The 25316-nt window shown below is 69.6% G+C and carries 25 protein-coding genes and 1 pseudogene; 11 read left to right on the plus strand and 15 right to left on the minus strand.

Features of this window, described 5'->3' with window-relative positions; genetic code table 11:
* Positions 1-67: 67 nt before the first annotated feature.
* From H4N64_RS27920 to H4N64_RS27930, 3 genes are read right to left on the minus strand one after another with little or no spacing between them, the layout of a single operon-like run.
* Positions 68-1195: an ABC transporter ATP-binding protein gene (locus H4N64_RS27920; protein ID WP_186285197.1), complete on the minus strand. Its 1128-nt coding sequence runs from the start codon at positions 1193-1195 to the stop codon at positions 68-70.
* Positions 1188-2957, minus strand: coding sequence for an ABC transporter permease (locus H4N64_RS27925; RefSeq protein ID WP_186285198.1), 1770 nt, complete (start codon positions 2955-2957; stop codon positions 1188-1190). The genes H4N64_RS27920 and H4N64_RS27925 overlap by 8 nt, the downstream gene beginning before the upstream one ends.
* Positions 2958-2987: 30 nt before the next feature.
* Positions 2988-4127 carry an ABC transporter substrate-binding protein gene (locus H4N64_RS27930; protein ID WP_186285199.1) on the minus strand — a complete coding sequence of 380 codons (1140 nt, stop codon included), beginning with the start codon at positions 4125-4127 and terminating at the stop codon, positions 2988-2990.
* 317 nt (positions 4128-4444) lie between these two features.
* Between H4N64_RS27930 and H4N64_RS27935 the strand changes: the two genes are divergently transcribed.
* Together H4N64_RS27935 and H4N64_RS27940 are read left to right on the plus strand one after the other, a co-directional pair.
* On the plus strand, positions 4445-6058 hold the full coding sequence (locus tag H4N64_RS27935; RefSeq protein ID WP_186285200.1) for a sensor histidine kinase: 1614 nt from the start codon (positions 4445-4447) through the stop codon (positions 6056-6058).
* Entirely contained in the window at positions 6055-6744 is a 690-nt protein-coding gene (locus H4N64_RS27940; protein WP_186285201.1) for a response regulator, read from the plus strand. Before H4N64_RS27935 ends, H4N64_RS27940 begins: the two co-directional genes overlap by 4 nt.
* A gap of 61 nt (positions 6745-6805) precedes the next feature.
* Here H4N64_RS27940 and H4N64_RS27945 read toward each other — a convergent pair whose 3' ends face one another.
* The 3 genes from H4N64_RS27945 to H4N64_RS27955 form a co-directional block, all read right to left on the minus strand.
* The gene (locus tag H4N64_RS27945) at positions 6806-8545 is read right to left on the minus strand and encodes an endo alpha-1,4 polygalactosaminidase (protein ID WP_186285202.1); all 1740 of its coding nucleotides are present in this window, start codon (positions 8543-8545) and stop codon (positions 6806-6808) included.
* A 148-nt stretch (positions 8546-8693) separates the two neighbouring features.
* Positions 8694-9320, minus strand: coding sequence for a DUF998 domain-containing protein (locus tag H4N64_RS27950; RefSeq protein ID WP_186285203.1), 627 nt, complete (start codon positions 9318-9320; stop codon positions 8694-8696).
* A 62-nt stretch (positions 9321-9382) separates the two neighbouring features.
* Positions 9383-10036, minus strand: a complete 654-nt coding sequence (locus H4N64_RS27955; protein ID WP_186285204.1) for a MerR family transcriptional regulator — start codon at positions 10034-10036, stop codon at positions 9383-9385.
* Positions 10037-10260: 224 nt separating this feature from the next.
* Here H4N64_RS27955 and H4N64_RS27960 point away from each other — a divergent pair, with 224 nt between their 5' ends.
* The 4 genes from H4N64_RS27960 to H4N64_RS27975 all read left to right on the plus strand — a co-directional run bounded on the left by H4N64_RS27960 (position 10261) and on the right by H4N64_RS27975 (position 13898).
* Positions 10261-11202 (plus strand): hypothetical protein, encoded by a 942-nt coding sequence (locus tag H4N64_RS27960; RefSeq protein ID WP_260860014.1) that lies wholly within the window; start codon positions 10261-10263, stop codon positions 11200-11202.
* Positions 11199-11627: an ABA4-like family protein gene (locus H4N64_RS27965; protein ID WP_186285205.1), complete on the plus strand. Its 429-nt coding sequence runs from the start codon at positions 11199-11201 to the stop codon at positions 11625-11627. Before H4N64_RS27960 ends, H4N64_RS27965 begins: the two co-directional genes overlap by 4 nt.
* Before the next feature lie 120 nt (positions 11628-11747).
* Positions 11748-13043: a hypothetical protein gene (locus H4N64_RS27970; RefSeq protein WP_260860006.1), complete on the plus strand. Its 1296-nt coding sequence runs from the start codon at positions 11748-11750 to the stop codon at positions 13041-13043.
* Positions 13044-13109: 66 nt separating this feature from the next.
* Entirely contained in the window at positions 13110-13898 is a 789-nt protein-coding gene (locus tag H4N64_RS27975) for a calcium-binding protein (protein WP_186285206.1), read from the plus strand.
* 180 nt (positions 13899-14078) lie between these two features.
* Here H4N64_RS27975 and H4N64_RS27980 read toward each other — a convergent pair whose 3' ends face one another.
* The 3 genes and pseudogenes from H4N64_RS27980 to H4N64_RS45570 form a co-directional block, all read right to left on the minus strand.
* Positions 14079-15263: a YncE family protein gene (locus H4N64_RS27980; protein ID WP_336246814.1), complete on the minus strand. Its 1185-nt coding sequence runs from the start codon at positions 15261-15263 to the stop codon at positions 14079-14081.
* 518 nt (positions 15264-15781) lie between these two features.
* Positions 15782-17665 (minus strand): PA domain-containing protein, encoded by a 1884-nt coding sequence (locus H4N64_RS27985; RefSeq protein WP_186285207.1) that lies wholly within the window; start codon positions 17663-17665, stop codon positions 15782-15784.
* A gap of 383 nt (positions 17666-18048) precedes the next feature.
* Positions 18049-18459: pseudogene (locus tag H4N64_RS45570) on the minus strand (DUF5990 family protein); the annotation flags it as partial.
* Here H4N64_RS45570 and H4N64_RS46880 point away from each other — a divergent pair.
* Positions 18364-18726 (plus strand): fatty acid desaturase, encoded by a 363-nt coding sequence (locus H4N64_RS46880; protein ID WP_418896298.1) that lies wholly within the window; start codon positions 18364-18366, stop codon positions 18724-18726. The pseudogene H4N64_RS45570 and the gene H4N64_RS46880 overlap by 96 nt on opposite strands.
* Positions 18727-18736: 10 nt before the next feature.
* Here H4N64_RS46880 and H4N64_RS28000 read toward each other — a convergent pair whose 3' ends face one another.
* From H4N64_RS28000 to H4N64_RS28025, 6 genes are all read right to left on the minus strand, one after another.
* On the minus strand, positions 18737-20476 hold the full coding sequence (locus H4N64_RS28000) for a SpoIIE family protein phosphatase (RefSeq protein ID WP_336246815.1): 1740 nt from the start codon (positions 20474-20476) through the stop codon (positions 18737-18739).
* A 154-nt stretch (positions 20477-20630) separates the two neighbouring features.
* Positions 20631-20804 carry a hypothetical protein gene (locus H4N64_RS28005; protein ID WP_186285244.1) on the minus strand — a complete coding sequence of 58 codons (174 nt, stop codon included), beginning with the start codon at positions 20802-20804 and terminating at the stop codon, positions 20631-20633.
* Positions 20805-20836: 32 nt separating this feature from the next.
* The gene (locus tag H4N64_RS28010; protein WP_186285208.1) at positions 20837-21193 is read right to left on the minus strand and encodes a PRC-barrel domain-containing protein; all 357 of its coding nucleotides are present in this window, start codon (positions 21191-21193) and stop codon (positions 20837-20839) included.
* A gap of 58 nt (positions 21194-21251) precedes the next feature.
* Entirely contained in the window at positions 21252-21524 is a 273-nt protein-coding gene (locus H4N64_RS28015; protein WP_126393721.1) for a hypothetical protein, read from the minus strand.
* 122 nt (positions 21525-21646) lie between these two features.
* Entirely contained in the window at positions 21647-22252 is a 606-nt protein-coding gene (locus H4N64_RS28020; protein WP_186285209.1) for a DUF5994 family protein, read from the minus strand.
* A 167-nt stretch (positions 22253-22419) separates the two neighbouring features.
* A complete protein-coding gene (locus H4N64_RS28025) occupies positions 22420-22611 on the minus strand; it encodes a hypothetical protein (protein WP_186285210.1) in 192 nt (63 codons plus the stop codon).
* Positions 22612-22846: 235 nt separating this feature from the next.
* On the opposite strand from H4N64_RS28025, the gene H4N64_RS28030 reads away from it, so the two are divergent.
* From H4N64_RS28030 to H4N64_RS28045, 4 genes are all read left to right on the plus strand, one after another.
* Positions 22847-23449 (plus strand): DUF5994 family protein, encoded by a 603-nt coding sequence (locus tag H4N64_RS28030; protein WP_186285211.1) that lies wholly within the window; start codon positions 22847-22849, stop codon positions 23447-23449.
* Positions 23450-23454: 5 nt separating this feature from the next.
* Complete coding sequence (locus tag H4N64_RS28035) at positions 23455-23652, plus strand: hypothetical protein (RefSeq protein WP_186285212.1); 198 nt, start codon at positions 23455-23457, stop codon at positions 23650-23652.
* 501 nt (positions 23653-24153) lie between these two features.
* Complete coding sequence (locus tag H4N64_RS28040; protein ID WP_186285213.1) at positions 24154-24525, plus strand: STAS domain-containing protein; 372 nt, start codon at positions 24154-24156, stop codon at positions 24523-24525.
* Positions 24525-25193, plus strand: a complete 669-nt coding sequence (locus H4N64_RS28045; RefSeq protein WP_260860007.1) for a hypothetical protein — start codon at positions 24525-24527, stop codon at positions 25191-25193. The genes H4N64_RS28040 and H4N64_RS28045 overlap by 1 nt, the downstream gene beginning before the upstream one ends.
* The last annotated feature ends 123 nt before the right edge of the window (positions 25194-25316 follow it).

A 25316-nucleotide genomic window follows, 5' to 3' on the forward strand; every position in this document is an offset into this window, starting at 1 on the left:
GGAGCACCTGGGGTCCGGTGAAGGCGCCGGTGGCGCCCCGGCCCGAGCGTGGGTCGGGGCGCCTTCCTCACGGAGCGATCGTCAGCAAGTCGCGCTGTTCCTCGGGGAGTTCGACCTTGTCCGCGTACAGGAGCGCGTCGGCGGGCTCGAAGACGAGGGACACCTCCCCGGAGAGGCCGCCGCGGCCGCTGAGGACCTGGACGACCTGGTCGCCGAGGCGGACGTCGTACTCGTAGCGGGAGCCGACGTAGGAGCTGGTGAGGACCTGGGTCGTCAGACGGTTGGTGCCGGATGCCGTACCGGACTGCGGGACGACCTCCAGGCGCTCGGGACGGATCGCCACCGTGACGGACTCGCCGCCCGCGACGCGCTCTTCGCTGTCGACCTGCACCACGTCGGTGCTGCAGTCGAGGAGGATCCGGTACCGCTTGCCCTCCTGCCCGACCACCCGGCCGGTGAGGAAGTTGCAGCGGCCGACGAAGGCGGCCACCGCGGGGGCGGCGGGCCGCTCGTAGATCTCGTGCGGCGTGCCGATCTGGATCATGTTGCCGCCCTCCATGACCGCGATCCGGTCGCTGAGGGCGAGGGCCTCGTCCTGGTCGTGGGTGACGTAGACGGTGGTGATGCCCAGCTCCACCTGTAGGCGCTTGAGCCACGCGCGGGCCTGCTCGCGGAGCTTGGCGTCGAGGTTGGACAGCGGCTCGTCGAGCAGCAGCACCGTCGGGGAGTAGACCAGGGCGCGGGCGAGCGCGACCCGCTGCTGCTGGCCGCCGGAGAGCTGGTGCGGGTAGCGGCCGCTCAGCTCGGCGAGGCCGACCTTGTCGAGCGCGTCGTGGATCAGGGTCTTCTGCTTGTCCTTGGGGACCTTGCGGATGTTGAGGGGCAGCGCGAGGTTCTTCGCGATGGTCATGTGCGGCCACAGCGCGTAGGACTGGAACACCATGCCGAGGTTGCGTTCCTCTGGCGGCAGGAACACGCCGGCCGAGGCGTCGACGAAGGGTCTTCCGCCGACGGTGATGGAGCCCTCGGTGGGCTGTTCGAGTCCGGCTATGCAGTTGAGCGTCGTGGACTTGCCGCAGCCACTGGCTCCCAGGAGGGTGAAGAACTCGCCGTCCTTGATGGTGAAGGTGACGTCGCGCAGGACGGAGTTGTCCCCGAACGTCTTGGCCAGGTTCTTCACGGTCACCTCAGGCATGGTGCTTTCCCTTCATGAGCAGGCCCGCGAGAGCGACGAAGACCGCGGTGATGGCGATCTGGAGGGTCGCCAGAGCGGCGACCGATCCGGCCCTGCCCTGGGTCCAGAGGCTGAGCATGGTGGTTCCGAGGATGTTGTTGTCCGCGGAGCTGAGGAACACCGCGGGGGAGTATTCCTTGAGCATGATCACGAAGGTGAGGATCAGCGCCCCGGCGAACGCCGGGGTGATGAGGGCCCGCAGGACGCGGAAGAACGTCATCACCCAGTCGGCGCCGGAGACCCGGGCCGCGTCGTCCAGTTCGCCGCCGATCTGCATGATCGCCGGCGCGACCGAGCCGAACGCACTGGGCAGGGCGCGCATGCCGAAGGCGATGATGACGGCGTAGATGGTGCCCTGCAGCACCGAGCCGATGCCGAACGGGGCGAGCGCGAAAGCCCAGAAGAAGCCGATACCGATGATGATGCCGGGCAGCGACTGCGGGATCAGCGCGAGGTACTCCACGGCGCGGCCGAAGCGGAAGGTGGAGCGGCGGGCGACTATCACCGCGAGCACCGCGATGGCGCTGATCGTCACCGAGCCGACTCCGGCGACGATGAGGCTGTTCCAGAGGGACTGCACGTAGTTGTCGGAGTCGAAGACGATCTCGTAGTTCTGCGTGGTGACCGTCTTCAGCGGCGACTGGAGCGGGGTGAACACCAGCGTGAAGGAGCGGAGGACCAGGCCGGTGATCGGGATGAGGGCGCCGGCGATGACGTAGAGCCAGATGCAGACGATGCTCACCCACTTCAGCCAGCCGAGATCCAGCTTGCGGGGGCGGGTCACCTTCCCGCGTACGGACACGAAGCGGGCGGCATCCTTGAGCAGCTTGGCCTGCACCGCCACCAGGCTCAGGGTGACGACGAGGATGATCGTGGAGGCGGCGCCCAGCATCGTGTAGTCGGGGTCCACCGACTGCAGGCCGTTGCGGTACAGGAACGTCGAGAACACGTCGATGTTCACCGGCTGGCCGTACAGCAGCGGCACGCTCAGGGTTTCGAGGGAGACGGAGAACACCAGGATGGCGCTGTAGACGATGGGCGGCCGGAGCATCGGGACGACCACCTGCAGCAGGATCCGCAGCGGTCCGGCGCCGCAGACCTGGGCCGCCGACTCCAGGGAGGCGTCCGACTGGCGCAGTGCGCCCGCGCAGAACACGTAGGCGATCGGGGCGAGTGCCACGGCCTCCGTGAGCGCCATCCCGGGAATCGAGTAGAGGTTCCACGGCACGCTGCCGAGGACCTGCTGGACCTTGATGCTGACGAACCCGGCCGGGCCGTACATGATGATCCAGCCGAAGCCCAGGATCAGCGAGGAGATGAAGAACGGCCACTGCATCGCCAGGGCGATCAGCCGGCCGCCCGGCAGCTTCGTGCGGACCACCACGACCGCCATCGGGATCGCGATGGCCAGGCTCAGCAGCGTGGTCAGCCCGGCGAACAGCAGCGTGTTGAGCGCTACGTCGCCGAAGCCCGCGTCGGTGAAGAGCCTGGTGTAGCCGCTGAGGGTGAAGGCGCCGCCTGCTTCGTAGAGCGGGCGGTTGCGCACGCTCTGGTAGAGGGTCGGGACGATCGGGGCCAGGACCAGGAGGGCGAGGAACGCGAGGACTGCGTACTGGACGACCTGGTCCCGTCCGATGCCGAGGGGGCGGCGGTAGCGCGGCGGCTTGAACGTTTTCTCATGTTCGCCGGCCGGTGTGCGGGTCGGCTGGGTCAGGGTTGACATCTGTTCTGGCTCCGATCGTCCCTTCCGGGGCTACTTCTTGAGGAGACCGTTGAACCGGTCGAGCCAGGCGTCGGCGTCGTTCTTCGCGACGGCCGCGTAGTCGACGAGGATGATCTTGTCCTCGCCGACCTCGTCGACGACCTCCTGGTAGGTGTGCAGGCCCTCGCCCTCGACGCCCTCCCGGTAGGACGCCAGGCCGCCCTCGGCGACCGCGCGCTGACCCTCCTCCGAGAGCGCGAAGTCCAGGAAGAGCTTCGAGGTCGCCGGGTGCGGCGCCTCGGCGGCGACTCCGATGCCGCGGGGCAGGACCACGGTGCCGTCCTCGGGGAAGACGATCTTCACCAGCCCGGCGCTGTCCTCGACGACCGGGTACGCGGGCGAGGCGCTGATCAGGAAGCCGGCCGTGTACTCACCGGCGACGATCTTCTCCAGCTGGGTACCGGAGGAGGTCTCGGGACGGGTCAGCGGGAGGATCTTCTCCAGCGAGTCCCATGCCTCGGGGTTGCCCTCGGTGAGCGCACGGGTGACCGTGAAGCCGAACGAGCCCTCCGGGTCGCGGACCGTGACCTTGTTCTTGAACTTGCCCTCGTCGGCACTGACGATCTCGGCCAGGTCGGCGATGCCGGTCGGGGGCTTCTCCATCAGGGCGGTGTTGTAGGCGATCGTCATCGGGTCCTGCGACATCGAGTAGACGCTGGGCAGCAGTTCCGCGGATTCGCCGAGCTCGGACAGCTCCGGGGACTGGTACTCCAGGACCGTGTTCTCGCGCGCGGAGAAGTTCGCCCAGGCGCTCGCCGCGCTGGAGATCAGCACGTCCGCCGGGGAAGAGCCGGCCGCGTTCTCCGAGAGGACCTTCTGGAACAGCTCGTCGCTGTCGAGCTCGTTGACCGAGACGGTCTTGATCCAGTCGTACTTCTTCTTGAAGTCGCGGACGACGGGGGCCATGTTCTCGTCGCCGAGGTTGGAGTAGACGGTGAGCTTGCCGCCCTCCTTCCTGGCCTCCTCGATCAGAGCGTCGTAGTCCGCGGGGTAGTAGGCGGGCTGCTCGCCGGCGACGATCTTGTTCTCCGCCACCTCGGGCGCGTCACTGTCGCCTCCGCAGGCGGTCAGCGCGCCGCCGAGCGTGAGCGCCAGGACGAATGCGGTCGCGGAGCGGTGGGTTCTGGTCATGGTTGTCCTCCTCGTGCGTGCCCGCCGGCACCTGTTTCGGGGAGGCTAGGAGTGACCGGAGCCACACCGGCAGTCTTGTGGGCGCAACCTGCTCTTGTGCTCACAAGCCTCGTTCTGCTCGTTGTGCCGACGCCGTGGCGACGGAAACACGCCACAGGTCTGGGCAGCAGCCTCTCGGGCGCTTACCTTGCGTTCACAACTGCGTCAATCGGATGAATCAGTCCATGAGGCGGCGAGTGGCGTCGGGTGACCAGGAAAGTTGAGGTGGGCAGGTGCGAATCCCCCGGCCCCGGCGTGTCTTTGCCCAGGTGCTGGCCATGCAGCTGGCCATCACCACCGGGGTGACGATTCTGGCCACCGGCCTGTTCCTCGCCCCGTTCGGCTCCCAGCTCGACGACCAGGCGATGCGCCGGGCGCTTGCCATCGCCCAGACCGCCGCCGAGCCGGACGTCGCGCGCGATCTGGTCGCCACCGAGCCGAGCGCGTCGGGGCCTGTGCAACAGGAGGCCGAACGCATACGCGGAGCCACCGGGGCGCTGTACGTCGTCGTGATGGACACCCACGGCGTGCGCTGGTCGCACACCAACCCGGCCGCGATCGGCTACCACGTCTCCACGGATCCCGGTCGTGTGCTCGCCGGAAACGAGGTCATGGAGATCGACACCGGAACGCTCGGCCGCTCCGCCCGCGCCAAGGTGCCGCTGCGCGACGACCGGGGCGAGATCGTGGGGGCGGTCTCGGTCGGCATCGCCTACGGCAGCGTCCGCGACCAGCTGTTCGGCGCGGTTCCCGGGATGCTGCTGTACGCGGGCGCAGCGCTCGCCGTCGGTGTCCTGGCCGCGCTCCTGGTCTCCCGCAGTGTGCGCCGCCGCACCCACGGCGTCGCCTTCGCCGATATCTCCGCCCTCCTCGACGAGCGCGAGGCGATGCTGCACGGCGTCCGGGAGGGCGTCGTCGCCTGTGACCGGCGCGGCAGGATCCGCCTGGTCAACGACGAGGCCAGGAGACTGCTGAACCTCGAAGCGGATGCCACCGGACACACCCCGGACGAGGCCCTGCCCCCGGGCCGAACGGCGGACGTGCTGGCCGGACGCGTCGACGGCGCCGACCTGCTGACCGTCAGCGGCGGCCGGGTACTGGTCGCCAACCGCATGCCGACCCGGGACGGCGGGACGGTGGTGACGCTGCGCGACCGCACCGAACTGGAACTCCTGGGCCGCGAACTGGACAGCACGCAAGGTCTGCTGGACGCGCTGCGCGCCCAGGGCCACGAACACGCCAACCGCCTGCACACCCTCCTCGGGCTGATCGAGATCGGCCGCCACGACCGGGCCGCGCAGCTCATCGCCGATGTCGCCCACACCCACCGCGCGTCCGCCGAACAGATCGCCGAGCGGATACGGGACCCGCTGCTGTCGGCGCTGCTGGTCGGCAAGTCCGCCGTCGCCGCCGAACTCGGCGTACCCCTGCGCCTGTCCCCCGCCGCGCTGCTGGCCGACCGGGTGGTCGACCCGCGGGACCTTGTCACCGTCCTGGGCAACCTCATCGACAACGCGGTGGACGCGGTGGCCGGGCACCGGCCCTCCGATCCCTTCATCGAGGTGGAGCTGCGGGCCGAGGGCACCACCGCTGTTCTGCGCGTGGCCGACAACGGGCCGGGCATACCGCCCGAGATGCGCGAGCGGGTGTTCACCGAGGGCTGGTCCACCAAACCCCCGGACCACCGCCCGCACGGCCGGGGCATCGGTCTGGCCCTGGTCAGGCGACTCGCCGAACGCTACGGCGGAACGGCCGGGGTCACCGCCCGCACCGGCGGAGGCGCCGTCCTCACCGTCGTCCTGCCCGAAGCGCTCGCCGCCGATGTCCCCGCCGACATCGCGGACGACAGCGTCCCCGCAGATCAGCTCGCCGCCTCAGGAGAGTCCCGATGATCGATGTCCTCGTCGTGGACGACGACTTCCACGTCGCCGAGATCAACGCCATGTATGTCACCCAGGTCCCTGGCTTCCGGGTCACCGCCCGCGCCCACACCGCCGCGCAGGCCCTGGCCACCCTTGAGCGCACCCACGTCGACCTCGTTCTCCTCGACCACTTCCTCCCCGACGAGACCGGGCTGACCCTGGTGCGCCGCATGCGGCAACTCGGCCACCACGCCGACGTCATCATGGTGACGGCGGCCAGCGACGTCGCCACCGTCCAGGCCGCCATGCGGTACGGAGCCCTCCAGTACCTCGTCAAGCCGTTCACCTTCGCCGCCCTGCACGCCAAGCTCGACGGCTACAACACCCTCCGCCACGCCCTGGAGGACGTGGGCGGACGCGGCCGGGCGGGCCAGGACCAGGTGGATCAGATCTTCGGCGCCCTGAGATCCACCGCCGAACCCCGCTCCACCCTCCCCAAGGGCTACTCCACCCCCACCATCGACGTCATTCGCCGCGCCCTGAACCAGGCGGGACACCCTCTCTCCGCCCACGAGGTCGCCGAACGCACCGGCATCAGCCGGTCCACCGCCCAGCGCTACCTCAAATACCTCGAACGCGCCGGACGCATCGCCCTCACCCTCAAGTACGGCGAGACCGGCCGCCCCGAGCATCGATACGTATGGGCCGCGGACTAACCCGGAGAGTGGATACGGCGGACACGGGGGCCGGATCGGCGCCGCCTCGCAGGCTTGGGTGTCAGCAGGTCTCGCGGAGGTAGCCGTCCGTACCCCCGGACACGACATCCTGGTCGCGTCGGACGATGCTCAGCGCACTGCCCCAGCCGGAGCACGCGTTCGACAGACCCTCCGCCGTGTATTCGACAACGAGCACATTATTGTCGAACGCTTTGGCGAACTCGCCGCACTCGTTCCACTCGCCGCACTCCTCCACCACGGCGAAGTCCAGGCCTACGGACGCCCGGTCGGGCGCGAGCTCCAGAGTGTTCTTCTGGGCGATGGCCAGGCCCTTCTCGTGGGCGTGCGCCGACAGCAGTTTCATGAACGCCTTGGCCTGACCGGCCGTGAGGTAGTCCGGGAAGCGGGTGAAGGTGTCGTAGTTGTCGGGCTCGACAGCCTGGTATCCCTTGGCCGCACACTCGTCGATCCAGCCGTTCACCTTGGCGGCGACGCGCTGCCGCTTGGCGTCCGTACGAATGTCCAGGACCGCCTCGTTCCAGTCCTCGTCGTAGACGACATCCCCGTTGGCGTCACGCAGCAGCAGGTCGGAGTCCCAGTCGTCCTCCTCGTGCTCCTGCGCCTGGAGGGCGTTGAAATTGCAGATGTTGTACGCACCCGGCGCGGACGGGTCTTCGTGGCTGCGGCTGACCACCCGCACCCCGGCCGGCAGGGTGTACGCGCCGCCGATCTGGTAGTCCCACCGTGCGTGCTTCGGCGGTGTCGTCACCGCTGTTTTCCCTGCCGATTCCGCTGCTGTTTTCCCCGCCGTTTTCACTGCCGCGATGCCCAGCCCGGTGAGGACCAGGGCCGCGGTGAGGCCGATGAGGATGCGCCGTCCTCGGCGTCCGTGACGGGCAGGGCGTGCGTCGGAATCCTCGTGGCCGGGTTTCACCGTTTCCGCCGGGACGGCCGCTCCCGGGGTGACCCGGGTGACCGGGGCGACCGAGGTGGTGGAATCCGGCAGCGTCAGGACCATACGGTGCAGGTCGGCGAGTCGGGGGCGGGCGGCCGGGTCCTTGGCCAGGCAGCGTTCGGCGATGCTCCGGAGCGGTTCGGCGACGCCGTCCAGGAACGGAGCCTCGTACATCACCTGATAACCCGTCAGGTAGGGGCTGCTTCCGTCGAACGGACGGTTACCGGTGGCCGCGTACACCAGCACCGACCCCAGTGAGAACACGTCCGAGGCGGCGGTGACTTCGCGTGGCGAGGCGAACTGCTCCGGCGACATGAAGGGCGGCGTGCCGATCAACCGCCCCGTCACGGTGAGGGCTTCGTTGTCGACGGCATGCGAGATGCCGAAGTCGATGACGCGGGGCCCGTCCTCGGCCATCAGGATGTTGCTCGGCTTCAGGTCACGGTGCACCACGCCCACCCGGTGAATGTCCCGCAGCGCCTCGACAAGGCCCAGCGCGAGCGTGCGCAAGTCACGTCCGCTCAGCGGGCCGTCCTGGGCCACGACATCAGACAGGGTGCGGCCCGGCACATACAGCGTCGCCATCCACGGCTGCTCGGCGTCCGGATCGGCGTCCACCACCGGGGCCGTGAACGCCCCGCTCACCTGGCGTGCCGCCGCGATCTCCTGCCTGAAGCGCGTCCGGAACTCCTCGTCCTGCGCGTACGGCGGGTGCACGACCTTGACCGCGACCTGCCGTCCCGAGGCCGAGCGCCCCAGAAAGACGATGCCCATGCCGCCACTGCCGAGCCTGTCGGTGAGCGCGTAGCCGCCTATGGATTCCACATCGCCGGGTCTCAGGGGCATCACCCGTCACCTTTTCCATGTGCCGCGCCGCCGAAAGGTAGTTCAACGGCAGACTAGTCCGGGGCTCTCCGGGCGAGGCGGCCTTCGCGAGTGGCGCTGATCTCTCTTTGCGGGAATGGGAGCCACAGGCCACTTGGGCAGAGGCTCGTCACCGGCGTGACCCGGTTGTTTCTGGGGCATCTTCACCCTGCTTCGAGTCAGGGCGGCGGAGGCAGGAGGCCGCGACCACGAAGGGCCACAGGGACTGGAGGGATGTCACAAGGCGTTCAGCGACCCCGGCGGCACCGTGTCGATGCATCTCAATCATGAACCAGGCTGCTCCGGCACCCATCACAGCAGTCGCCGCAAGGGAGGGCACGGGCCGCAGTCCCCACGGTGCCGCTCCGCTGCGATCGGCGGCCAGAACCGGCCAGACCGCCAGGAGCGCGAAGGCGACCCCGGCGGCTGAACCGTGGAGCAGGGAGCCCCCACTGCTCGGCGGCGGGAGCAGTGCCACCACCAACGCCGATACTCCACCGCCGCCCAGCGCCACACGTCCGGCGAGCGCGGCCGCACGTAGCCCCCAGGCGGTCAGTAAGTGGCAGACACCCAGGGCGAGCAGCGCTCCGGTCATCACCCAGAATCCCGCTGCCTCGTAGGCCGCCAGGACACTGATCGTCTCAGTGGCAGGGTCGTATGCGGGCCCCTCAAGGTGCGCCGCGATCGTCCAGCCTCCGATCAACAGGACAGGCGCGCACCCCGACGAAAGCAAGGCCCACCTGGGCACAAGTCGCACCGGTTCACCGTAAGACGCTCCGGTACTCCGCACGGCGGCGCCGCGCCCACCGGGGCGTTGCCTCAGCTCGTTTTCCGCTCCCGCTGCCCGTCTGTGCCGTACAGCTTTGCCGAGGCGTTCACATGGGCCAGCCTCCGCAGCGCGCTGAACATCGCCTCACCCAGTACGGTCCCGACCACCACGGCCTCCACCATGTCCTCGACCGCCACCCGCCGGTCCACGTAACGGAGGTCGGCGCGGGCGACCTGCTCGGCTGCGTCGGCGTAGTCGTCGAGCACTTCGACAAACGCCCCGTGGCCCAACCGGCCCATGGCGGCGAGGACCTTGGACAGGTCGGCGGCGGCGGGGTTCGACTCGTGCGTCCGCCAACCGCGCCGGGAGATGAGGTCGGCGACGACGGCCCGGGCGGCCGCCGACTCGGCGTCGTCGTGCTCGACGTCCCCGCTGCCGAGGTGGTCCGCGGCGGCGCCGAGCACTTTGTGCAGGGGACGCCCCGGCTCGTCGAGGGCGGCCAGTACGTCCGCGATCTCGGTCACCTTCATGCCGCCCACATCGAGCAGGGCTCGGATCAGCTGCAGCCGACGCTCGTGCGCCTCGCCGTACGTGGCCTGGTTCGGGCTGGTCAGCTCGCCCGGAGGCAGCAGGCCCTCGCGGACGTAGTACTTGATCGTCGGCACCGACACCCCGGTCTTGCGGCTCAACTCTCCGATACGCACTGCCGGTTCACTCCCTGACCTTCGCCCTGAGGCCGGGGCGGCCCTTGCCGACCCGCCTCCCATCATAGATAGTTGCGCTATCGGATAGCGGATAGTGCTGCTATCCGTTTTTCTAGGGGGTAACCATGTCTTCTTCACGTCCGTCCTCCTGGCCCGCGCCGTTGTGGTCGCCGTCGGCGCCATGGCGGTCATGGCATCGGCCGCTGGTGCTGTTCTCGGCGGCGATGGCGCTGATGGCGGTGGTGTCCGCCGTGGGACTCGCCGTCGACGACCGTGTCCTGGTGGGTGCGCCGATCTGGTTCAAGCCGTTCAAGTTCGCGGTCTCGTTCGTGGCGTACTGCCTCTCCCTGGCCTGGATGCTGTCGCTTCTGCCCAGCGGACAACGCGTGGGCTGGTGGGCGGGGACGGTCGTCGCACTGGCGAGCCTCGTCGAGATGGTGATCATCACCGGGCAGGCGGTGCGCGGGAAACGCAGCCACTTCAACCACGAAACACCCTTCGACGAGGCGCTGTTCAACGCGATGGCCGTCACGGTCGTCATCCTCTGGCTCGGCACACTCGCCATCGCCGTGCTGCTGCTCCGTGCCCGAATCGCCGACCGTGCGTCCGCCTGGGCGCTGCGCTCCGGCATCGTCCTGGCGCTGGCCGGGGCCGGCGTCGGCTTCCTGATGACCCAACCCGCGCCGGGGCAGCGGCGTGGCGTGTCCAAGGTGGTCGGCGCGCACAGCGTGGGCGTGCCCGACGGCGGTCCGTCGATGCCGCTGACCGGCTGGTCGACGACCGGAGGCGATCTACGGATCCCGCACTTCGTCGGCATGCACGCGTTGCAGCTCCTGCCGCTGCTGGTCATGGTGCTGACCGCCCTCGCGCCACGCTTCGCCCGCCTCGCCGACGACCGGATACGGCTGCGCCTGGTGCTGCTCGCCTCGGGAACGTACGCCGCCGCCTTCGCGCTGGTTCTCTGGCAGGCGTTGCGTGGTCAGCCGCTGATCCACCCGGACGGCGCGACGGCGGCGATGGCCGGAGTGATCCTGGCGGCCGTCACTCTCGGGACGTACGGATCCCTGAGGGCTCCAACTCCCGCTCCACGCGAAGCACATGACGCTGCTCATGACGCTGCTCATGACGCGAAGACGCCCCCCACTCCGAAGGACCTCGTGGCATGACCGGATTCCTCTTCGAGCTCTCCTTCTGGCTCGCCGCACCCGTATGGCTGCTCATGATCTTCGCGCCGGGGTGGGGCCCGACCGCCCGCATCGCAGGGTCACCGTGGACCGTGGTGCCCGTACTGCTCGTCTATCTCGCGCTGGTGGTCCCGGTGTTCCCCGAGCTCTGGACCGCGGTCCGCAGCCCGGATCTCGACACCTTCCGCGATCTGACGGCCTTGGCGGACGGCGCGGGGGCCATCTGGGCGCAGGTCATCGCCTGGGATCTGCTGATCGGGCAGTGGATGTACCGGGAGGCCAGGCGACTGGGGATCTCCGCCCTGCTGATGGGACCGCTGCTGGTTCTCACGATCCTGCTGTCACCTTTCGGACTGCTGGTGTTCCTGGGGCTGCGCGCGGCGTCAGTCCGTCCGTACCGCATGTGACGTTTGAGTGTGCAGGTGCGCTGGGTATTACGGGCCGCCTGTGTGACGGCTGTGCCCAAGCCGTGGGAAGAAATTTGGGGGATGAGCGTGGCTCCGAGTGCTGCACGCCATCGGCGTTCGGTGAAGCGTCGTGTTCTTGCCGGGGTTTCCGTCGCCGCGGCGGCCGGGATCGCGGTCACCGCGACGATGGCCATGAACGCCGAGGCGGCGTGGACGTCGACGTGGAACGTGTCGGCATCCGGCTGGACCCCTGACGATTCCCCCACGGTGTCGGTCGACCGGCAGGGCGACGCCCTGCTGGCCTGGAACGCCTGCGACCTGTCGACGCCGGGCTGCTACTACCGGATCCAGACCAGAGTGAAGACCGCGAGCGGTACGGTGACGGCGATCCGCACCCTGTCGCCCGACGGTGCCGCGCCGTCCTGGCCGGAGGCCGCCTCCGACGACACCGGCGACTCGGCGGTGGTCTGGCAGCAGGACAGCCAGGTCGTGGGCCGCCGGGTCTCGGCCTCCGGCAGCCTCGTCGGACCGCTGCAGAAGCTGTCCACGTCGGCCCCCGCGGTCACCCCGGTGGTCGCCGTGACCCCGGGCGGCACCGCGATGGCGGCCTGGACGGAGATCCGCGACGGAAGCTGGTACGCCGTCGCCCGCCGCCTCAAGCTCGACGGCACGCTCGGGGCGCCCATCACCCTCGGCTCGGGCTCGGCGGAGAAGCCTGCCATCGGCGTCGACCGCAACGGCGCGTTCGTCGTCGCCTGGGCGCGCGCCTCGGACGTCGTGGCCAGGCGGATCACATCGACGTCCGTCTCCTCGACGAAGGTGCTCACCTCGCCGATCGCGTCGTACGGCGGTTTCGGCATGGTGCGGGTCGGCGTGGACCGGGACGGCGACGCGGTCATCACCTACCACTCCGGCGGCGGTGCCCGCTCGCAGGTCTGGGCCTCGCGCTGGAGCCGCACCGGCACCCTGGCGTCTCCCCTGCGCATCTCGGCGTCCACGGACAACGTGGGCTTCCACCACGCCCTCGCGACCGACCTCGACGGCGACTCAATGATCGTGTGGACCCGTTACAACAGCACCGGCAAGCTCGAGTTGCTCGGCCGCCGCCTGTCCGCGGCCGGTGCCCGGGGCGCCGTCACCGGCCTGGGTCCCGGCGACCGCCCCGACCTGGCCCTCGACGACGACGGCGACGGCATGCTGGTCTTCCATACGGTCGTCCCCAAGTCGACGCCCCCGTACAGCTACACCAAGACCAGCGCCCGCCTGATCAGCCGTTCCGGCACCTTCGGCACCACGAAGACACTCACGTCGGACGGGCGGGTACCGCAGGTCGACACCCGCCCGACCTCCCGGTTCACGGTCGTCTGGCAGCAGGAGAGCTTCCCGTACACGATCAAGTCGGTCACCGGTCCCTGACCGGCTTCGACTGCCCCGCTGCTTTCGCTCGGCGGGTTCCCACTCATCCCTCTGTGAAGGAGATGCATGCGCAAGCGCGCTGCCTTTGCCCTGCTCACCACCGTCGCCGGGCTGGCCGGCTTCGCCGTCCCCGGTGCCTACGCGGACGAGACGGTGGGCGACATCCAGATCAACAGCGTCGTGGTCAACGGCGGTAAGAGCATCGTGGTCGACACGGCCGACAAGACGATCACGGTCTCGGTGACCGCCACCGACCCGTCGGGCATCTGGGACGCGGATTTCTACCTGTGGCGGGGCCCGGACGGCGCCGACCCCTACTACGACGCCGACGACTACATCGTGCCCAACGAGGACACCACCCCAGCGGACTGCGTCGCCTCCAGCAGCACCACGTCCACCTGCTCGAAGACCTTCACCTTCGAACCGGACTGGTGGCTCACGAACGCCGATGCCGGTACGTGGAAGGTCGGTGTCCAGGTGTCGGCCAACGACAACAGCTGGGCCGAGCGGTACGCCTACACCACCACGCGCCTTCAGCGGCACTCCAAGCTGACCGCCAACGCGAGCCCTGAGCCGATCGCCAAGGGCAAGACACTGACGATCACCGGCAAACTGACCCGGGCCAACTGGGACACGCTCGATTACGGGGGCTACACCAACCAGCCGGTCAAGCTCCAGTTCCGCAAGGCCGGTACTACGACCTACACGACCGTCAAGACCGTGTACACCTCCAGCACCGGCAACCTGACGACCACGGCCCTCGCTGCCGAAGACGGCTACTGGCGCTGGTACTTCGCGGGCACCTCCACCACCCCTGCCGCCAAGGCGACCGGCGACTTCGTGGACGTGCAGTAACCCGAACAAGTCGCCGCCCTGCCCCGTCCATGCGAAACCCCCAGGTCATAGACCTGGGGGTTCGTCTCAGAAGCCTGATGAGTAAACGCTCGGCTCTTGAGTACATCAGCCGGTACGGCCCTTGCGTCGGATGCAGCCTGCGGGGTCCGAGCCGAGCCTGTGACGCAAAGTGGAAAGGGCTCAGTCCGAGGTGATGTTGACCGTGACCGAGCCGTAGGCGTAGGCGTGCCGCGCGTCGCCGTAGTACTGGACGGTGTACTGGACATCGCCCTTGGCCTTCGGCTGGTCGGTGTAGTTGAACGTGCCGTCCGCGGCGACGGTCGCGGAGCCGATCAGCGTGCCCTCACCCGCCATGGGGCCGTCGATCCGCCAGATGTCCACGGTGCTTCCAGCGCCGAAGCCCACGGGCGCTTCGAGCTTTCCGGTGAGGGTGAGGTTCTGGTTCCGGGGCGACGAGGCGGGTGCTTGCACGGTGACGGTGGTGGCGACCTGCGGGTGGTTCAGGACCTGCAGCGTCAGGGACGAAGAGCCGCTGGTCTCGGTGACTGCGAAGATCCGGCTGCCGTCCGGAGCCCAGGCCAGACCGCCGGACACGAGGGTGGTGTTGGCGTAGTCGGAGGGCTCCGGGAAATCCCAGGCCGTGTAGGCCGTGGAGTTGCCCTGCGTGAACAGTTGCACGTCGGGCCAGGATGGCCCGTAGACGCCCGCCGCTATCGTGCTGTCGGGGGCGACGGCCACCGCGGTGGGGGACCAGTTGGTGGTGTAGATGCCGTCGTCCGCCAGGTCTGCTGTGCGCAACACCTGGTGGTAATGGGCCGCGGCGCAGGCGACGACGATCTGCCGGCCGTCCGGTGTCAGCGCGACGTCCTGCAGGCTTGCGCATCCGTCCGGCCCTGGATCGACGCGCTTCGCCTGGGTGTCGGCCTGACCGGTACTCACGTCGTAGACCGCTACGGCGGCTGCGTTGCCGTCGGACTCGGCTGCCACGAGCGTGTTCGGATCCTGCGGCGTGGCGGCCAGGCGGGGCGAGCCGCGGAACGTGTCGAGGCCCTGGCCCCGGGTGACGACCGGCTGCGCGCCGCTCAGGTCCAGGGAGCCGAGGGCGCCCCTCCAGGTGTCGAGGCTGTAGCCGAACCAGATCCTGCCTCCGGCCAGCGCGAGGGAGGTCGGACCGGCATAGGCACCCGCGCCGGTACCGGTGTCGTACCGGGCGGTCTCCTGCAGGGTGACGGTGTCGATCGCGGCGATCGCGCCGGCGTCGCGGAGGGCTACGTACAGCGTCCTGGAGTCGCTGGACAGCGCGAATCCCCAGGCGCCGTCCGCACCGCTGATCTGCTTTATGACCTGGCCCGTGTAGTCCGTCACCAGAACGCTGTCACCGAACGGGTCACTGAGAAAGACCTGCTGATGAGCTGCGTCGACGGCTATGTCCCGATACGAGCTGATCGGCAGTGAGCTACTGGTGTCCGCGGCGGCCGCGGTCGTTCCGAGGCCGAGGAACGAGAGGCTCAGAGCAGCGGAAAGTGCCGCTCTTTCTGCGAACTGTCTTATGCGCACGTGGTCGGTCGCTTCCTTCAGTAGGACGTCGTCTGGAGGTGAGCTCCGCGAAAGGCACGACGAGCACAACGGTCCGGCGCTGTGCACGGCACTGCCACTGTCATGATCGACAGGCGGCACTTACCCAGCGCAAACGCCCACCCGGACGTCACACCGGTGGATCACGTAGCGCGGCACACAGCCGGGACGCTCCGGCTGCCGCACGCCATCGGCGTTCGGTGAAGGCTCTCGTTCGCCAAGGAGTTCCCGACGCGACGCGCGGGGCCGCGCCCTCATCGGCGCGGCCCCGCGTTGTCAGTGGTCCCGTTCCGGACCGGGCCCGCTGCTCACAGTCCTCCGGTGTACTCGAAGATGTAGAGCCCGTGGTCGCGGTCGGAGGCGGCGACGTACTCCTTGCCGCCGGACTCGAAGACCTGGGCGCCCCAGAAGTTGTTGCCGCCCTCGTCGATGTAGTGGCCCACCTCGACGATCTCGTCGTCGACGATCTTCGCGACGCGCAGCCCGGCCGCGTAGTACGAGAAGTAGAGCAGGTCGGCCCGCTTCTCCGAGACGGCCACCTCGTGGATGGACAGGTCGCCGGAGCCCGTCGCGTGGGCCGGGTCGTGGGCCTCGGGGACGGCGTAGGTGTCCAGCTCGGTGAGCTTGCCGCTCTCGTTGCGGTAGAGGTGCGCGTAGCCCCAGCCGTCGAAGTACGACGAGAAGGTCAGCCGGTCGCCCTTGGTGCCGACCGGCACCGGCAGCTGCGCGGGGCCCGTTCCGGCCATGCAGGCCGCGTCGTCGTACGGCTGGTTGAAGATCGCGAAGCCCTGGCCGCGCGGTGCGACGCCGAAGGTCGGGATGTCGCCCTCGACGCTCATGCCGAGGGTCTGGTCGCAGGCGTCCGTGCCGGTGCGGTTGAAGACGAGTACGGCGTCGTAGCCGCCGGCCGCGATGACGTTCGCGACCTTCTCGGTGAAGGTGCACACGCCCCGTTCGACGACGGCTACGTCCACGGCGTTCGGGTCGCCGGCGGGGACCGCCGGATCGCCGATGCAGGCGCGGCCCGCGAAGACGGAGTCGCCGGTGATGGTCTGCGCCTCTTCCAGGCGTGTGGTGTTGCTGCCCTGGCTCGCCGTGATCTCAGTGCCGTCGGTGACGTTGCGGGCGGCGAGCGCGTACGGCCCGAAGTCCTCGTCGGCGCCGATGACGTACTTGTTGTCGAGGGTGAACTCGGCCTGGTGGGCATTGCCTTCGGGCGCCACCTGGAAGCCGCTCTCCAGCGCCTCGGGGTCGAGCGCGGCGAAGTCGGTGTCACCGAGGTAGGCGACCTTCGTCGGGTCGGTCACGTCGAGGGTGACGTAGCCGGCGTCCCAGTAGGAGGCGAGCATGATCTGACGGCCGCCGATCTGCTTGACGACCATGTCGTGCAGGAAGATCTCGGTGAGGTTGGCGGGCGCGTTCTGGACGATCTGCGGGAACGCCTCGTCGAGGTCGTACTCCGCGATGACCTTCGCCTTCTTGGGGTTGGTGATGTCGACGATGTCGACGTCCGGGCCCTCTTCGTTGTCGACGATGACGGCGTACGCCTTGTCGCCGGCGTCCCAGGCGAAGACGCTGTGGATGTCGTTGGCGTCCTTCTTGCCCTGGCCCACGACCGTGTGGTCGCCGACGCCCTCGGCGAGCGGGGTCGGGTGGGCCGGGTCGCTGACGTCGTAGAGGTTCATGCCGCCGAAGCCGACGGCTTCCTTGCACTTTTCGTTGTTGCTGACCAGCACGTCCCCGTTGAAGTAGGGGGTGTCGATGTGCAGGGTCTGGATGCCCTCGCCCGGGGCGCTGCCCTCCTTCGCCTGGATGAAGGCAACCTCCTTGGGCGCGGCGGGCTTGCGGATGTCCACCACGTGCACGCCGTTGTACTTGCAGGTCGCGCCGCCCCAGGCGGCGAGGTAGGCGTACCCCTCGAAGACGCCGACGTCGGCGATCTTCTCGGGCTCGACGTTCTTCAGGCCGAGTTTGCTGACGAGCCGGACGTTCTCACTTCCGGCGGGGAGGTGGCCCTCGTCACCACCGTGCTGGTGGCTGTGGTGATCGTGTGTGGCCCCGGCGTTGTCGATACCGCCGTCGTCGGCGGAGACACCGTCATGTGCGTGGGCGACACCGGCGAAGGAACCGGCGACAAGGCCCACCGCGGCGAGACAACTCGCGGCGCGTACGCGGGCTCTCGCTCTGCCCATGGCTCTTCCCATGGCTCTCCTTGGTGTGAGAGTGAAGAAGCGCGGGGGGCAGCGAGGGGAACGTACTCCGTGCGTGGCCTGTGAGGAAAGGGTTGTGGAGCCGCGTTAACGTGATCGTATCGGCGGCGGCTTCGGACGGGGTGTCAGCGGTCGTGGCGGTCAAAGAAGTTGTTCTGCATTACGGCAGCGGACCGTGACGGGGGGCTCGTCGGGCTGACTCCAGCCTCGCGGACCCCGGCGACGCCCCGGCGGGCGGATGCCCGCGTCCTGACACGGAACTTGTCGAGGGCCGCCGGGGGCGGAGCTGGATGTCGACACCGATCCGTCCATGCGTGCCGCACCGCCATCGCCACCGCCGCGGCCGCTGACAGCCCGTCCTGGCCGGCGGGTTCGGTGGTCCAGGTGATGTGCGGGGGCAGGACTCGTGCGCACAGGGGGTTGCCACCGTGGTCGGTCAGGCCGAGGCGTCCGACCAGCAGGCCGTCGCGTGCGGCGGCGGCGAGGATGTCCGCGGGGATGGCGTCGAGCATGAGCTTGGGGCGGCGGAACATGGTGAAGCTGCCGCGGTCCTGCACGTACGGGCCTTTCACGTCGATGCCGGTCGGCGAGGCGGTCGCGGTGCACTCCAGGGTCCACGTCGCCGACGCGGCGTCGCCGGGCTGTGGGTGGGAGTCGGCCTCGACGCGATCCGGCGCGTTGTGGATCAGCAGCTCACAGTCGGCGAAGTCGCCGCGGAAACGCTGCCGCGCTTCCACGTCCTCTCCGGCAATCTCGGCCACCAGATCGAGCACCACGTCTTCCCGGACCTGCCCAGCAACCGCTACGCCGAGGTCGCGCCCCGGGTGCGGGAGATCTGCGCCGGGCACGGACTGCCGTACGTCACCCGGCCCGTCCTCCGCGCTGTCGTGTTCCAGCGGTCCACCGCTCGACGCCGATCCCCGGACTGGTGTGACCGACGCGCATCCAACCCTGCCGGGCACGACATCCAACACATGTCTCCGGGCCGTGAACGATTCTCCGCCCGAGCGTCGACGATGCCGCCGGGAACCGGTCGCGCGTGAATTCGCTTGGTCACAGCGTCGGCAGGCGCATGGCGAGCAGGGCCACGTCGTCGGTGCTGCCGGGCGGCATACGGGCGAGCAGTTGGTCGCACAGCGTGTCCAGCGGTGCGTGGGCGAGCGTGAGGGCGTGGCGGCGCAGCCGGTCCAGGCCGGTGCCGAGGTCGCTGCCGGGGCTCTCGACCAGGCCGTCGGTGTACAGCAGCAGGGTGGAACCCGGCGGCAGGGACTGGGTCGCGTTCGGCCGGCCCGTGCCGGTGACCAGGGGAGCGCCGAGGACCAGCCCCTGTCCGGCTTCGAGGTACCGCGCGTGTCCGCCGGGGGTCAGGAGGAGGGGCGGCGGGTGTCCGGCGCTGGTCCACCGCAGGGTCCACGGTCCGGTGTGCGGGTGGCCTTCGACCCGGGCGAGGACGAGGGTGGCCATGGGGACGGTGGTGATGGCGGGCATGGCGTCGTCGAGGCGGTCGACGACGGCGCCGGGCGATCCGGTGTGGTCCCAGACCAGTGCGCGCAGGATGCCGTGCAGTTGTGCCATGCCGGCCGCCGCGGTCAGGTCGTGGCCCACGACGTCACCGATGACCAGGGCGAGCGTGCCGTCCTTCAGCTCGAACGCGTCGTACCAGTCGCCGCCCACCTGGGAGCCGGCCGGGGCGGGCTGGTAGCGGGCGGCCAGCCGCAGGCGGCCGGGCTGGGGCAGCGGGGCCAGCAGGTTGCGCTGCATGGCCTCTGCGACGGCGCGCTGGCGGCCGAACCGCCGTGCGTTGTCGATGACCAGACCGACCCTGCGGCCGATGTCGCTCACCACCTCCAGGTCCTCGGTGTCGAAGGGGTGCGCCGGGTCGGTGCGCACCAGCGTGAGGGCGCCGGTGACCTGCCGCTTGGCGCCCAGCGGCACCGTGATGGCGGACGTCGCGTGCACCGTCCGCAGGAAGTCGCCGTGGACGGCGGCCAGGGGAGAGCCGGGTGGTGCGGCCGTCTCCGTCTCGTCCTGCTCGTTCTGCAGCACGGGATCGCCTTCGTTCAGCACCTGGACCAGAGGTGAGCGCTCTGCCTCCCCGGGCTCGGGAAGGCGCTCGCGCCCGCCCTCCAGTCCGGCGTCCCGGCCCGCGGGACCGGTCACCGCCACCCGGTGGACCTGCCCGGAACCGGTCCGGAGGTCCACCGCCGCCCAGTCGGCCAGACGGGGAACCAGCAGGCGGCACAACCGGGCGAGGGCCTCGTCGGTCTCCAGGGTCTGCCCCAGTACCTCGGTGATCTCCGCGACCAGCGTCAGCCGCTCGTTGAGGTCCTCCAGAGCACTTGTATAGGCCGCACGTTCCCGGCGCGCGCTGCGGTCGCCCGTGATGTCCGTGAACAGCACGACCATGCCCTTGGAGGAGCCGCCGTCCGTCAGGGGAGAAGCGGACCAGGAGATCGTGACCAGACGACCGTCACCACGCAGATAGCGGTCGCCCTCCCCGCGCGCGGCGGCCCCCTCGGCCAGCGACCGGAGCAGCGGGCACTGCTCCCGCAGGAGTGTGCCGCCGTCCGTGTCCCGGTGCAGCAGCTCGTGCGCGTCCTTCCCCCGCGTCTCGGCGGCGGCTCGGCCCAGCAGCCGTTCGGCGGCCGGGTTGACGGCGAGGATCCGTCCGGCCGGATCCACCACCATCAGGGCTGTGCCCAGCTGCTCGACGACCTGCCGCCAGAAACCCGGCTCGGCCGCCGGCCCCGACCGCCCCTCACCTCCCGCACCGGGCACCGCGACTTCCACCACACCGCCCTCCAGTCATGGCAGCCACCCACCGAAGACCGCAGGCGCATCAGGGGAACCTTCACACCGGTAACCGATGGTCTCCGTCAATCGATGGTCTCCCGACAGGAACCCGCTCGCATGGCCGACACGAGGACCTGCCCGCCCACTGCCGCCGTCAGCGGACGGGACGCCGCCTGGCACGCCGGGACAGCCGCATCGCGAAGAAGGCCACGTCGGCGACGAAGAGCACGATGCCGATGGCCAGGAGATAGCCGAGGTCGTCCGCCGCCGCCCCGATGAGTCCCAGTACGACGGCCACGAGGACGAGCAGAAGGAAGAGCACCACCACGCCGGACCACCTCCTGTGCCGGGTGCGTGCGGTCAGCGGCGTGCGAGCTGACGTTCGCCGTTTGCTCCCGGCCGGTACGTCATGCCGTAGTGCCGGAAGATCTCTTCCTCCCGCTCGGCCGGCAGCACGTCGTCCGTACCGATCGAGGGGGCCTTCCGTACCTGTCCCCTGGCGTGGGAGACCTTGACGTAGCCCGGTCCGAGAACCACGTCGTCGAGGGGGACGAAGACCAGGCGGTGGCGGGTGGGCAGCCCGGTCCGGACGGTGGCCATGGCAGGTTCGTCGGTGGCCGTGTCCACATAGACCGCTTCGAGCATGCCGATCCTGCGCTGTTTCGGGTCGACCACGTCACGGTTGCGCCACTCGCGGATGTCGGCCGAACGGATCATGCCCCGCTCCTGTCTGAGAGCTTCGCCGCTGGTGCAACGGCCCGGCGTACACACTCGGTCAGCCGCGATCCTCCTCCTCGGCCTCCATGAGCCGAATTCCCTGATGCGTCAGCATGACGGTCGCGGGTGTGTCTCCATGGGCCCAGCGGACCGTGACGAGCCCTTCCTCCACCAGATAGGTGCAGGCCGCGGCCAGATCCTGCTCGGGGATCGCCAGATCGTCACGCAGCTTGGCCCCGGAGACGTCAGGGAGGCCGCTGCCTTCCATGCCCTCGTACAGGGTCTTCATGATCGCTTCGCGATGGTTCTTCCGCTGGTGCAGTGTTGCCATGGTCGCCGCCACTCATGCCGGGCTCCGAACCCGTCGCCCCAGGCAAGGAGAAGGCCACAGGTCACCGACTGACTCCCGCAGTTCACTTTACTCCGGGCCGGGTACCCGCTCACGACCAGCGCTCACGACCAGGACTTTTCGTATGCCGGAATTCCGACCGGCCCCGGCCCGTCGTCTCGTGTTCCGTAGTCCTCCAGACCAGGTGCCTTCCACAGCGCGCCCCCGTCCGCGCGCCCCCGTCCTTCCCGGCCCTCCCTGCTTCCGTCACGGGCCTGTTCCGCCGTCATGAGCCCGGTCGCGGTCATCGGCGGACCGGTGCCCGCGCTCGCGGCGGCCATCAGCCGGGCGGCCGAGGAGGCGCCGGTCTCCGGGGGGACCACCAGGAGGTCCCAGCGGCCCGCGGTGCAGGACAGCAGAACGATCCCGTGCGGATCCAGCTCTGAGGTGAACCAACCGACCTTCACCACATGGCCGCTGACGAAGATTCTGGGCGGGAGGATGGGCCAGTGGCGGGGGTTGACCGCGATACGGGTGATCCGTCCCCACAGCGGATCCAGCACGTCCGCCAGGGCGGAGAGCTCGCTCGGCAGGTCACGTGAACGGGGCCACCAGGCGCCGTCCAGTTCGGCGTGCCCTGCGGAAGGACCCTTGGACCTCAGCGCGAGGCGCGCGGTCGGGGCCTTGAAAGGAACGGCCCGTAGCGGGGGATGAGAGTTGGTCGCGGACATGGCGCAAACCCGTCTCCGGACTCCCGCGTGAGGGCAGCGGCCCGGTGTCGTCGCTCACCGGGAACGACACCGCCATGGAGCCGATGTGCGAAGTGCTCCCGATGAGTTCACGCTACTCCCGAAAGAGCCGGGCGGACCGGACAGCGTGCCGCAGGCCCATCTGCTCCTCAGCCAGGAAAGCGTTGCCGGTCAGCCGCGGCGGGTCCTCGGGCCGGACCGCCGTCGGTGCGGGGGATGGCCGGGATGGCCGTGGTCGAAGTCGCCGAGACGATCCGCGCGGCGAGGTCCGACAAGGGCAGCGGGACGGCGTTGTGCTCAGGTACCCCGTCGCGCGGGCCCGCGCGACGAATGCCGATCATTTCTTTCCACCGTCCGGCGAAATACGGCAGGTTCAGACTGTTGTCTCTGGGACGAATGTCCGGGGCAGGGGCGCATGGGACCGTTTCTCCATTGGCAGTACGGTCCGTTGGGTCTGCCCAAGGAGTAGGCTGAAATGACCGAGGATATTTCGCGCACCGGCTTCCAGGCTCGTGTCGTTTTCGGCGATTGAATACGCCGGGCCGGTCGCAGCCGGGCCGGGGCAGGGTCCGCGTCATGACTGCGACCATTTCCCTCCCGCCGACAGCCGAAGCCGGTGACCGTTCGCCGCTCTCCTCGTCCTCTCTGCGTCTGTCGCTGGCTCCCGCCGGTTCCGCACCGGCTCTGCTGGACGGCGCATGGTGGCCCCGCTCCCGCGATCTCGGGGCCGAACTCCCTTCCCTGGCCGCCGTACTGGATCCGTTGTGGGGGCGGATCACCCGGGTCACGGTGAATCCCACCCACTGGCCGGTCGTTCCGCGCAAGGTGCCCGTCGCCGGGCACGTGGTGAAGGTGGGCTGGTTCCTGGCCGAGCAGGACCCGCACGAACTGCTGTTGCTCTCGTACCGGATGGGCCGTTGGAACCTCCTGGTGGTCCCGCCGCAGACGGCTCCCGTCTCGGCCGCCTGGCTGATGGCCGCCGCGAGTGACCCACTGGGCACGTCGACCGCGAGCCGGTTGATGGAGGAGGCGGCGCGCCTGCGGACGGTGTACGAGGCCGACCGGGCCGTGGAAGCGGTCTGGGACTCCGAAGGTGGCCATGAGGCCCGCGATCCGGCCGCACGTTCCCGGATCCCGACCGTGACCGCCGCGCTGCCGCATCAGCTGATGGGGAGGTGAGGACCGTGGAGACGTTCGTGACCGTGATCGTGATCCTTGCGATGATCGCCCTCGGGGTGCTCCTCATCCACCTGCTCAACGCGCAGCACAGTGACCGCATCGCCGCCTTCCACTACGGCCGCTCCGGGATGCCTGTCCCGGGCCCGTCGGCTCGGCGGAAGGGCCACGGCCGGGAGAGCGAGCAGCATCGCAGGCCGCGGTAACCGTCGCGACGACGGGTCCGACCGACCGAGCCGACCGAACCAACAGCACCGCCCGCAGCCCAAGACCCCGGTCGCAGCGCCGCACATGACAGGCCGGGGTCTCCCGTGTCCTGTGCCCGCGAGCCCGGGAACGGCACAAGGCTGACAGGGAGGCCGATGAGCAGTCCATCCGAAGCCGATCGGCTGGTTTCCGACCCACACCGGCCCCGCCCACCCGGCCCGGTCTGACCGGGCTTCCGACACTGCCGTCCGGGCCTCGGGCGGCTCCGGCACCCGTCCAGGACACGATGCCCGCCGAGCACGGACCTTCCGTCCGACCCATGGTGCATCCCGGACGACCGATCCGCCATCCGCCACCGTGCTCGCCAACCCGGGCTGCCGGCCCGGCCGTTCACCCGTCGCCCACACCCGCGGCATGCCGCGAGGGCCGAACCCGGCCCGAAGCCTGTCCAGCCCCGCGGCAATCTCCGACGGGTACTTCGTACGTCGAACCGAGGAGCCATGCCCCTTCCACAACTGAACGTCCACCGGCACGACCACACCACCCACGCGCTGATCACCCTCGCCGGGGAGATCGACCTGGCCACCGCCCCGCTCGTGCGCGCCGCACTGGCCGCATGCCTGCGCGACGGCATCCGCACCGCCGACGTCGATCTCACGGCGGTCACCTTCTGCGACGCCAGCGGACTCAACGCCCTACTCACGGCATCCCGGCTCGCCGCCGATGCCGGAGCGACCCTCCAACTGCACTACCCCCCGCCGACCTTGGCCCGCATCGCCGAGATCACCGGCTCCGGCTTCCTGCTCCACGACCTCCACGCCGTTCGAACACCGTCACCTCGGGTTCCCGCCGCCGCGGGCGGTGCGCGGTGATGGCCCCGCTCCGACGTGAGCCGCCAGGGTGCGCACCGACTCCCGCCCACGCGGTGCGCCTGCGCCGGCTGAACCGCTGGCAGGCCGAGACCCTGCGGGAGGACCTGGCCGATCTGTACGTGGAGTCCTCCCGTGCGCAGGCAGGCCAGGAGTACCGGGGCCGGGAGGCGTTTCTGCGGCGGCTCACCGGTGACATCCGGCGGTCCGGATTCGCGCTGCTGATCGCAGAGGACAGCGCCTTCGCCGGGTGTGCCTACGGATTCCCCGTACCGCGCGAGGGGACGTGGTGGAGGGGGTTCGACGGGACCCTCCCGCAGAGCGTCGAACAGCTCACCGCGTCCGGCCACGTCTTCGCGATCACCGAGATCGTCGTGCATCCCCACACGGACGACCAGGACCTCGCCCGCCGGCTCCAGCAACGCCTGCTCGCCGACCATCACGCCTCGCTCGGGGCGACGCTGGTCGACCAGGCCGACGTTCCGGCCTGCGACGCCTTTCTGTCGTGGGGGTGGCAGGACATCGGGGCGATCCGTCGCCCGCCGGATCCCACGGTCCTGAGGCCATGGGCGCCTGTGCTGTTGCGGGCCATGATCCTTCCCCTCGGCCCACGCACGACTGCCCGCCCGGACGGCCTCGCTCACGAGAACCGCACCCAACGGCCCGACTGACGACCAGCGTCCCACCGGGCCGGGTGACAGCAGGGTCGCGCACGTACGGTGCTCACCCAGCACGCGCATACGGGCGGAGCCCCGGCAAAGCACAAGCCCCAGGTCGCTGACCTGGGGATTCGA

It is taken from the genome of Streptomyces cupreus (genome assembly GCF_014257025.1).
Lineage (GTDB): Bacteria > Actinomycetota > Actinomycetes > Streptomycetales > Streptomycetaceae > Streptomyces > Streptomyces cupreus.

Coding starts and splice junctions, on each gene's coding strand:
- H4N64_RS27935 (WP_186285200.1), top strand. CDS start 4,445: ATGCAGCTGGCCATCACCACCGGGGTGACGATTCTGGCCACCGGCCTG.
- H4N64_RS28010 (WP_186285208.1), bottom strand. CDS start 21,193: ATGATCCGTTCGGCCGACATCCGCGAGTGGCGCAACCGTGACGTGGTC.
- H4N64_RS27930 (WP_186285199.1), bottom strand. CDS start 4,127: ATGACCAGAACCCACCGCTCCGCGACCGCATTCGTCCTGGCGCTCACG.
- H4N64_RS27920 (WP_186285197.1), bottom strand. CDS start 1,195: ATGCCTGAGGTGACCGTGAAGAACCTGGCCAAGACGTTCGGGGACAAC.
- H4N64_RS27985 (WP_186285207.1), bottom strand. CDS start 17,665: ATGGGCAGAGCGAGAGCCCGCGTACGCGCCGCGAGTTGTCTCGCCGCG.
- H4N64_RS27975 (WP_186285206.1), top strand. CDS start 13,110: ATGCGCAAGCGCGCTGCCTTTGCCCTGCTCACCACCGTCGCCGGGCTG.
- H4N64_RS27925 (WP_186285198.1), bottom strand. CDS start 2,957: ATGTCAACCCTGACCCAGCCGACCCGCACACCGGCCGGCGAACATGAG.
- H4N64_RS28020 (WP_186285209.1), bottom strand. CDS start 22,252: ATGTCCGCGACCAACTCTCATCCCCCGCTACGGGCCGTTCCTTTCAAG.
- H4N64_RS28015 (WP_126393721.1), bottom strand. CDS start 21,524: ATGGCAACACTGCACCAGCGGAAGAACCATCGCGAAGCGATCATGAAG.
- H4N64_RS28030 (WP_186285211.1), top strand. CDS start 22,847: ATGACTGCGACCATTTCCCTCCCGCCGACAGCCGAAGCCGGTGACCGT.
- H4N64_RS27965 (WP_186285205.1), top strand. CDS start 11,199: ATGACCGGATTCCTCTTCGAGCTCTCCTTCTGGCTCGCCGCACCCGTA.
- H4N64_RS27940 (WP_186285201.1), top strand. CDS start 6,055: ATGATCGATGTCCTCGTCGTGGACGACGACTTCCACGTCGCCGAGATC.
- H4N64_RS28025 (WP_186285210.1), bottom strand. CDS start 22,611: ATGATCGGCATTCGTCGCGCGGGCCCGCGCGACGGGGTACCTGAGCAC.
- H4N64_RS28045 (WP_260860007.1), top strand. CDS start 24,525: ATGGCCCCGCTCCGACGTGAGCCGCCAGGGTGCGCACCGACTCCCGCC.
- H4N64_RS28040 (WP_186285213.1), top strand. CDS start 24,154: ATGCCCCTTCCACAACTGAACGTCCACCGGCACGACCACACCACCCAC.
- H4N64_RS27960 (WP_260860014.1), top strand. CDS start 10,261: ATGGCGCTGATGGCGGTGGTGTCCGCCGTGGGACTCGCCGTCGACGAC.
- H4N64_RS27945 (WP_186285202.1), bottom strand. CDS start 8,545: ATGCCCCTGAGACCCGGCGATGTGGAATCCATAGGCGGCTACGCGCTC.